This window comes from Allobosea sp. P1_A7 (assembly GCF_056406775.1).
This window is the reverse complement of the sequence record NZ_JBFTZN010000520.1, coordinates 1-2,440: the sequence shown is the minus strand read 5'-3', so window position 1 is coordinate 2,440 and position 2,440 is coordinate 1. Positions and strand designations below refer to the sequence as shown.

The window sequence follows — 2,440 nt, the reverse complement described above, 5'->3', positions numbered from 1 at the left end:
CTTCGCGAGCTTCGTCATCAAAGATAATCAGCACGGTTCCGTTTTGAGTGTGCGGCGGCGTATCTCATCCTGAATCTCATCACTGTCGGCTTCACCTCGGCGCTCTAGGTGATCCATTTCGAAATATGTGGTATGACGATTATTGAAATACCGAAACACTTTCTGGTGATCAAAAAATGGCATCCTAAAAATAGGGCGATCCCGCAGATCGATTACTCCGCAAATTCCGTTCTTTGTCATAATACGAAATAAAAGCTCTTCATGGAGCAAAGCAATATTTATAAATACAAACTTCATTGCCGCGGCCGTCGCCCCGAAGAGGTCTGGAGCAGGACAAGCAGCTTCGTTCGAGGCCGATGCTCGTTTGGCGAAAGCTGGGAAAAGAACCACTCGCTGTTCAGACATTCGTACGTTCCGGCAGAAGCTTTGAGGCAACGGCCTCGACATCCTCAAGTTTGCGTAGCCGCACGGCGTGGCGAAGCGTGCCTTCAGTGACCGGCTCGTACTCGCCGGTCGACTTTTTTAGATCGTCCTTCTTTGTGAAGAAATCTTCAAACATGCGTGGGCCTACGCCGGTAAACGGGGCCACGAGCATTTTTGCCCTCGCCTCGTTCGGCTCTTGCGGCTCAGTCGTGATCGCATCGCTATGGAGTTCCAGGGCGAGGCTCTTCACATAGGGTTCGATATAATAAACCTCGTGGATCCCCGCTGTGACCAAATGCCTAGCGCAGTTGTGACAGGGGAAGGTGGTGCAGAACAATTGAGCGCCCTTGCTCGAAGTTCCCTGCCGGGCGGCCGATAGAAGCGTGTTCATCTCGGCGTGGATCGAGCGCGAGTACTCGATGATATCCTTGACCCCTGGCATGGCCTCGAACCGATCTGACGCCTTCGCGAAAAACTCGCGCACATCTCGAGCAACCGCCTCCCGACGCTTTTGCTCCAGTTTTAAACTCGTAGGCGATGACGGTATGGCGATCTCAGCAATTTCGTCAGAAAAGGTCTGCGACATCCAATTGGCGACGGACGCCCGAAGCTCGTCTTTTTTACGATTGTTGTGGCATCCTTTGAATCTAAGCGAGCCGTTCACGTACTCCCAGGCAAAGCAGCGGTGATCCGGGCGCCCCGCCTCTTCATAGACACCACCGCCAAACTTAGGAACGTCGTTCGCGCCGGTTGAGACGATTGTCCCGTCAGTCGACACCAGAGATGCACCCACTTGCCGCGACAGGCATGACGACTGAAGCGCCGCGGCATGGGCGGAATACATTGCTCGTTCCTGTCGCGTTGGGCGAACCAGTCCAACACCGCGAAGAAGCTGGGAAAAGCGATCGAGTTGCGCCTGAATTGCAGCCCCCCTCGCATGATAGACGCTATTGTCGACGAAGAAATCCGCGAGATGGAAGACCTCTCGCACCTGCTGGCCGGTGTCGTTCCCCGAATCCTTAGCATCTCGGGCAACGTAGGCTTCAACCTCTGTGGTAGGGACGCCTCCGAATTTGGCGTCCGCCGCGGAAACGCCCCGAAGTCTATCCAGCCTCATCTGCGTATCGCAGTGAACCGCAACCTAGGCTCAGGACCTATTAATTAGGAATGATCTGTGATTCACCGTCTCTGATGAGGAGGCGGTGATGGATGATTTGTTCCTGCTGAGCGAGCCGCAGATGGCGCGGATTTCGCCGTACTTTCCGCTGTCGCACGGGGTCGCACGGGTCGACGACCGGCGCGTGGTAAGCGGGATCGTCTATGTGATCCGCAACGGCCTGCAATGGAAGGACGCGCCCAAAGGCTACGGCCCGCATAAGACGCTGTACAACCGCTTCATCCGCTGGAGCCGGCTCGGCGTGTTTGACCGGATATTCGCGGGCCTGGCCGGCGACGGACCGAAACCCGAGCGGATCATGATCGACGCCACGCATCTCAAGGCCCATCGCACGGCGGCGAGCCTGCTCAAAAAGGGGCTGTTCCCCGTCGTATCGGGCGCACCAAGGGCGGACTGAACTCCAAGCTCCACACCGTCTGCGACGGTGAAGGCCGCCCGATCATCCTGCTGCTCTCGGAAGGCCAGATGAGTGACCACAAGGGCGCAAGCCTCGTGCTCGACGCGCTGCCGCCCGCCAAGGCCCTGATYGCCGATCGCGGGTACGACAGCGCGACATTCCGCGAGGCGCTTCTCGCCAAGGGCATCGAGCCCTGCATCCCGTCGAGCCGGAGCCGCAAGATCCCCTTCGAATACGACAGGGTGCTCTACCGYCAGCGCCACAAGGTCGAGAACCTCTTCGCAAAGCTCAAGGACTGGCGGCGCATCGCMACCCGATACGATCGCTGCGCTCACACATTCTTCTCAGCCATCTGTATCGCGGCAGCCGTCATCTTCTGGATCTAAGCAATGAGATGCTGTAACGGGGCCTGCGTCGCGCGCTGCCCATTGCCACTTGCGTCT

General features: G+C 57.5%; 3 protein-coding genes. 1 reads left to right on the top strand and 2 read right to left on the bottom strand.

The annotated features are described in order from the left end of the window. Positions 1–27 precede the first annotated feature (27 nt). Together AC1D34_RS37185 and AC1D34_RS37180 are read right to left on the bottom strand one after the other, a co-directional pair. Positions 28–405 carry a hypothetical protein gene (locus tag AC1D34_RS37185; protein ID WP_476826978.1) on the bottom strand — a complete coding sequence of 126 codons (378 nt, stop codon included), beginning with the start codon at positions 403–405 and terminating at the stop codon, positions 28–30. Further along, positions 398–1,540: a deaminase gene (locus AC1D34_RS37180; RefSeq protein ID WP_476826977.1), complete on the bottom strand. Its 1,143-nt coding sequence runs from the start codon at positions 1,538–1,540 to the stop codon at positions 398–400. Before AC1D34_RS37180 ends, AC1D34_RS37185 begins: the two co-directional genes overlap by 8 nt. A gap of 88 nt (positions 1,541–1,628) precedes the next feature. Here AC1D34_RS37180 and AC1D34_RS37175 point away from each other — a divergent pair. After that, positions 1,629–2,383, top strand: a protein-coding gene (locus AC1D34_RS37175) for an IS5 family transposase (protein ID WP_476826976.1) whose coding sequence is annotated in 2 segments (ribosomal slippage) — positions 1,629–1,962 and positions 1,962–2,383 — 756 coding nt in all. Because the reading frame shifts where the segments join, the coding sequence is not laid out codon by codon here. Positions 2,384–2,440 lie beyond the last annotated feature (57 nt).